Source organism: Lentzea sp. NPDC059081 (assembly GCF_042738015.1).
Lineage (GTDB): Bacteria > Actinomycetota > Actinomycetes > Mycobacteriales > Pseudonocardiaceae > Lentzea.
On sequence record NZ_JBHYGW010000003.1, the window covers coordinates 61487 to 67500 of the forward strand.

Consider the following 6014-nt stretch of genomic DNA (forward strand, 5'->3'; position numbering starts at 1 on the left):
CATGGCCGATCACCGCTGGCAGGGATACAGCCACAAGGAGCTGTACGAGCGCATCCACGCAGGTCCGGGCCCCGCGGCGTCGTTCACGTCGATGGAGCGCTGGCAGGGCGTGTCGGCAGCGCTGACCGAGATCAACGACGACCTGCACAGCGGCATCACGCTGTCCGGCGCCAAGTGGTCCGGCAAGGCGGCCGACCTCGCGCAGGCGGGCCTGAACCCGATCGCGTCGTGGGCCGACAGCGCGCGCACCGGCGCGGACGTCATGCGCTACTCGGCCGAGCTGCAGGCCGGCTACGTCTCGAAGGCCCGTGCGGACATGCCGGCCCCGGTCAACGTGACCGCGGAGCAGCCGGGTGCCCTGGTCACCGGCCTCACCCACCTCTTCGGCGGCCAGACCGACCACGAGAAGCAGGAGGCGGCCCAGGACGCCGCCGAGCGCCGCGCCCGTGAGGTCATGACCACCTACGCGTCGTCCACGACGGCGAACACCTCGACGCTCGGCCAGTTCAGCCAGCCGCCGCAGCTGCAGATCAGCGGCACGGGCGTGACGCACGGCGGCGGCGCGCACATCGGCACGGCCGGTGTCTGGGGCGTCGGCCCGCACGGCTCCAACGGCGCCGTCACGGGCGGCCGCAACGGCTCGGGCACGCGCGGGTCGACCACGACCCCGCCGCGCACCACGTCGACGCCGGGTTCCACGACGCGCACCTCCAGCACGTCGACGCCGGTCTCGAACACGAAGCACCTGTCGACCACGATCACGACGAACACCGGCGGTCCCGGTGGCACGGGCACCGCGGGCGTCGGCCTGCCAGGCCAGCGCTCCGGCAGCCGGTCGAGCTCGCAGAACGGCGGCGCCGAGCAGGCGAAGTTCATGGAGGACGGCGCCACGATGTCGTCCGGTGCCGCGATGGGCACGGTCATGAACCAGGGCCACACGGCGAGCGTCGCCAACGCGGCGGGCTCCGCCATGGGCCCGATGGGCACGGTCGGTTCGCAGAACGGCGACCAGATCCACCGCAGGGCCGTGCCGATGCCGCAGTCGTTCGACCCCTTCGGCGGCATGGGGCCGCGCAAGGGTGAGGACGAGGAGGACCTGGAGCACAAGGCCGCCGACTACCTGCGCGAACGCGACGACATCTACGGCGTCGGCAGCTACTCGCTGCCCGTGATCGGGGAGAGCTCGACCGACTGATGACCCTGTTCGGCTTGGACGCCGGGACGAGCGACACGCGCGACCCGGTGATCATCTCCACGCTGGAGTTCGACGTCCTCTGGGAGCACCTGGGCCTGGAGACGATGCCGCTCGTGCTCAAGGTGCCCTCGCCGGGCAAGACCCGCGAGGAGCGCCGGGGCATCGAGGACCAGGTCTGGCGCCAGCTGGGAGCCCGCGGCCTGGGCGGCCCGCGTTCCCTGGACCCGACCCTGGAAGACCTGCTGCACGTGCTGAACCGCCCGCAGCAGGAGATCGACGCCCGCATGTGGCTGAACGAGCGCAGCGTCCGCGTCCTGGCCGCCGGCAAGGGCCAGGCGGGCGTGCTGGCGGTCCTGGACAGCGGCCAGCTGGTCCTGCGCCCCGCCGAAGCCGACGGACTGCCTCGCGAGGCCCTGACCGCACTCCCCACGGCCCAGGCGGGCGAAGGCCACTCGATCACCTTGCCCTCCACCGACCTGGACGCAGCAGCCGCCTCAGCCGCCTCCCCCGAGGAACTGGCCGAGGCACTCCGAGGCAGCCTGCGCGACGACGACGCCCTCACCCTGGCCGAGATGGTCCGCGACGCCACGAACAGGGGCCAGTTCGGCGCCGCCGCCCGCGACAAGTGGGGCAAGCGCGTGCGCCCGGACCGCGTGGTGGCGTTCTACGACACCCCGAAGGGCCGCTACCTGCAGATGCGCCGCGGGACCGAGGGACAGCAGCCCTGGTCGACGATCACGCCGGTGGACTACCGGCGCATGCACCACCACCTGGTGGAGCTGCTGGCGGAGGCGACGGGTTCGAAGTAGCGCGGACGGCCGGGCGTGTCGCGGCCTCGGAGGCCGCGGCGAGGCCGAGCGATGCCGAAGGCGTGCAGTCTTCCCGAACCCGGCTGGGCAGCGGTGATGACGCAACCAATCGCCTCGCGACGAAGTCGCGACACGCAACCACGCCGGAACTCGACGTCCCCGCTTGCCGTCAGCCCCCGGCGTGACCAGCCACGATCACGGCCCGATCCCCTGACAGGGCCGAGTCCGCAGGTCGTTCACGTAGTCGTCCGGCGCCCCAGCGGCCTCGGCGGCATCGGCGACCACACCGATGTACCGGGCGGACGGCAACCCGCCCTCGTAGGCGTCCAGCACGTAGAGCCACGCCACCACGGACCCCTCGAGGGTCTGCACGCGCAGCCGGATCTTCTTGTACAGGCCGAGCGCGCCCTCCCAGCGGTCCAGGCGCGACTCGTCGCGCGGGGAGACGTCGTAGAGCACGCAGAACGTCTGCTGGTCGGGCTCCTCGACGATCGTCGCGAGGGCGCCTTCCCAGCCGAGGTCCTCGCCACCGAACGTCAGACGCCAACCGACGAGCCAGCCGGTCCCCGCGAGCGGGGAGTACGGGGCTCGCTCCATCATCTGGTTCGGATCCATGTTCGACCCGTACGCGGCATAGAGCGGCACGTCCGACAGCGTAGCGACCCGACGATCAGCTTTCGGTACTGACGACACGCGCGATTCGGGCAACGCGTACGGTTGTGCCGGCCAGCAAGCACGCAGAAGGGAACTGATCGTGACCCGCATCGTCATCATGGGCGGCGGACCCGCAGGTTACGAGGCAGCCCTGGTCGCGGCGCAGCACGGCGCCGACGTGACCGTGGTGGAGAACGACGGGGCCGGTGGCGCGTGCGTGTTGTACGACTGCGTGCCGTCCAAGACCTTCATCGCGTCGGCGGGGGCTCGCAGCGCCTTCCGCAACGCCGGTGAGCTGGGCATTCAGACCAACAACGAGGCCGCCGCGGTCGACCTACCGGTCGTACACGGTCGGGTGAAGGGCCTCGCTCTCGCCCAGTCCGCGGACGTGCGGGCGCGGCTGCAGCGCGAGGGTGTCCGGCTGATCAACGGCCGGGCGAAGTTCGCCGACGACTCGCGCGGGCTCGCGCAGCACCAGGTCGTCGCCATCGGCGTGGACGGGACCGAGGAGGTCCTCGACGCCGATGTGGTGCTCATCGCAACGGGCGCCACGCCGCGCGTGTTGCAGGGCGCGGAGCCCGACGGCAAGCGCATCCTCACCTGGCGGCAGATCTACGACCTCCCCGAGCTGCCCGAACACCTCGCGGTGATCGGGTCCGGCGTCACCGGTGTCGAGTTCGCCAGCGCCTACACCGAGATGGGCGTGAAGGTGACGATGGTCTCCAGCCGGGACCGGGTGCTCCCCCACGAGGACGCCGACGCGGCCGCGGTGCTCGAGGACGTGTTCGCCGAGCGCGGCACGGCCGTCGTCAAGCACGCCCGCGCGGACAAGGTCGAGAACACCGGCGACGGCGTGCTGATCCACCTGGAAGACGGTCGCACGATCGAGGCGTCGCACGCCCTGATGACCGTCGGCTCGGTGCCCAACACCACCGACATCGGCCTCGACAAGATCGGCATCGAGCTCGGGCGCGGCGGCTACATCCCCGTCGACCGGGTGAGCAGGACCAACGTCAGCGGCGTCTACGCGGCCGGCGACTGCACCGGTGTGCTGCTGCTCGCGTCCGTCGCCGCCATGCAGGGCCGCATCGCGATGTGGCACGCGCTGGGCGAGGGCGTCAGCCCGATCAAGCTCAAGACCGTCGCCGCGAACGTCTTCACCAACCCGGAGATCGCGAGCGTCGGCATCAGCCAGCAGGCGATCGACTCGGGCGAGGTCCCCGCCCGCACGATCATGCTGCCGCTCGCCACGAACCCCCGCGCCAAGATGGAGGGGTTGCGCCGCGGCTTCGTGAAGCTGTTCTGCCGCCCGGCCACCGGCGTGGTCATCGGCGGCGTCGTCGTGGCCCCGAACGCGAGCGAGCTCATCCTGCCGATCGCGATGGCCGTGCAGAACCAGCTCACGGTCGAGCACCTCGCCACGACGTTCTCGGTCTACCCGTCGCTCACGGGCTCCATCACGGAGGCCGGCCGCCAGCTGATGCGGCACGACGATCTCGACTAGGGAGTGTCCTGCGGATCTTCACCTCAAGTGGAGGACGATGCAGGCCAGGATGATCTCGGCGCGGTGGTAGGCGGCTCGTTTCGCGAACCGGGTTGCCAGGCCGCGGAACTGCTTGAGCCGGTTGAAGCAGCGCTCGACCACATTGCGCAGCTTGTAGAGATCGGGGTCGAAGGCCGGTGGCCTGCCACCGGCCGAGCCCTTGGCCTTGCGGCGGGCGATCTGGTCGATGCGTTCAGGGATGGTGACCTTGATCCGTTGCTGCCGTAACGCGATGCGGGTGCTCTGGTGGGTGTAAGCCTTGTCGGCGATCACCCGCCCCACCCGCACTCGTTGCCCGTCGACGTCGATGTCGCGGATGTCGTCGAGCAGCGGCAGCAGTTGCGGGTTGTCGCCGGCCTGCCCTGGGGTGAGGATCACCGCCAGCGGCAACCCGTTGGCGTCGACGGCCAGGTGGAGTTTGGTGGTCAGTCCTCCGCGGGAGCGTCCGAGGCATTCCCCGTCGACGGCGAGGGCTTCGATCCAGTCCGCGCAGCCCCCTTTTTCCGGGCCCCGGCCGCGTGCTGATGCGCCCGGACACTGGTGGAGTCGACGCTGACGACGAACGCCACATTGTCCTGCAGCGTCCCGAGTGAGTCGTCTTTGATGATCACGTGCTCCAGGATCCGGTCCCACGTCCCGTCCGCGGTCCACTTGCGCAGCCGCTCGTGCGCGGTCTTCCACGGCCCATAGCGTTCGGGCAGGTCACGCCAGGGCGCACCGGTGCGTTCCTTCCACAGGATCGCGTTGATCACCTGCCGGTGGCTACGCCACCGGCCACCGCGCTGCCCGCTCTGCGCGGGCAGCAACGGTTCGATCACCGCCCAGGCCTTGTCCGTCAGCTCACCACGTCCGACCACAGACCATCATCTGCACACGATCATGAGAAAGATCCGCAGGACACGCCCTAGGTGACGACGGCAACCTTGCCTCGGACACGCGTGGTCATACCCACCACACCGCCGTCGCCGGCGGCGTCCGAAGTGGACAGCGGCGTGCCCGCGGTCGAAGGCGCCGGTCGTGCAGCCGAAGGGCGCTTCGCGGACCGGTGTGGGCGGCACCGGCTGATCCGAGCCGGGAAAGGTACCGGTTCTCGATCAGTCTGGATTGGACGAGCAACGAACCCACCGGATGTGCGTCAATAGGTTCGTGGGGACTCGTGTCTTGATCGCGGTGCTGACCGTGGCATTGGCCACCGCCTGTTCACAGGGCCCGGCACCGAAGCCGTCGGCGGCGACGAGCGAGGCAGCTCCGCCGCCGGTGGTGTCGCCGCTCGGTACCTCCGACCCGGTGGAACTGCGGATCGAGCGGATCGGCGTGCGGTCCTCGTTGGTCGCGCTCGGGCTCGACGCGCAGGGCGTGGTCGAGATGCCGCCGGCCAACGAGGGCATGCAGGCAGGCTGGCACCAGACGCACGCCAAGCAGTGGATCATCGTCGGACGGATCGAGAGCAACAAGGCCAGAGGCGTCTTCTACCGGTTGAACGACCTGTCCCAGGGCGACGTCGTCGAAGTGTCCAAGAAGGACGGTACGCTCGCCCGCTTCACCGTGTCCCGCACGGAAAGGGTGATCCGCGACGACTTCTTCGCCGAAGCCGTCGCGCGGGACGAGAAGGAGGAGGGGCTGCGGCTGATCACGTGCGGCACCCGCGACAACGTGATCGTGCACGCAGCTCCGGCGCAGTGACAAGCCCGGCACGCGATGCCGGACGCAGGTGACGGGAGGGGGGGAGGGGGGGGGCTAGGGGGTGCCCGTCTGGGCGTTTGGTGACACTGCCGACTGCGCGGGGGGCGCGTCGCTGGCCGGGGTCGTGCCC

Annotated in this window: 5 protein-coding genes and 1 pseudogene; 4 read left to right on the plus strand and 2 right to left on the minus strand. The window is 70.4% G+C overall.

Features of this window, described 5'->3' with window-relative positions; genetic code table 11:
- The first annotated feature begins 1 nt into the window (after position 1).
- Together ACFWV3_RS07785 and ACFWV3_RS07790 are read left to right on the plus strand one after the other, a co-directional pair.
- The gene (locus ACFWV3_RS07785) at positions 2-1195 is read left to right on the plus strand and encodes a PPE domain-containing protein (protein WP_382409509.1); all 1194 of its coding nucleotides are present in this window, start codon (positions 2-4) and stop codon (positions 1193-1195) included.
- The gene (locus tag ACFWV3_RS07790; protein WP_382409511.1) at positions 1195-2004 is read left to right on the plus strand and encodes an ESX secretion-associated protein EspG; all 810 of its coding nucleotides are present in this window, start codon (positions 1195-1197) and stop codon (positions 2002-2004) included. Before ACFWV3_RS07785 ends, ACFWV3_RS07790 begins: the two co-directional genes overlap by 1 nt.
- A 195-nt stretch (positions 2005-2199) precedes the next feature.
- Here ACFWV3_RS07790 and ACFWV3_RS07795 read toward each other — a convergent pair whose 3' ends face one another.
- A complete protein-coding gene (locus ACFWV3_RS07795) occupies positions 2200-2649 on the minus strand; it encodes a gamma-glutamylcyclotransferase family protein (protein ID WP_045317832.1) in 450 nt (149 codons plus the stop codon).
- Positions 2650-2758: 109 nt separating this feature from the next.
- On the opposite strand from ACFWV3_RS07795, the gene ACFWV3_RS07800 reads away from it, so the two are divergent.
- The gene (locus ACFWV3_RS07800; protein WP_382409514.1) at positions 2759-4162 is read left to right on the plus strand and encodes an NAD(P)H-quinone dehydrogenase; all 1404 of its coding nucleotides are present in this window, start codon (positions 2759-2761) and stop codon (positions 4160-4162) included.
- Positions 4163-4180: 18 nt separating this feature from the next.
- Here ACFWV3_RS07800 and ACFWV3_RS07805 read toward each other — a convergent pair.
- A pseudogene (locus ACFWV3_RS07805) lies at positions 4181-5058 on the minus strand (IS5 family transposase).
- A gap of 289 nt (positions 5059-5347) precedes the next feature.
- On the opposite strand from ACFWV3_RS07805, the gene ACFWV3_RS07810 reads away from it, so the two are divergent.
- A complete protein-coding gene (locus tag ACFWV3_RS07810; protein WP_382409516.1) occupies positions 5348-5884 on the plus strand; it encodes a sortase domain-bontaining protein in 537 nt (178 codons plus the stop codon).
- Positions 5885-6014: the final 130 nt, after the last annotated feature.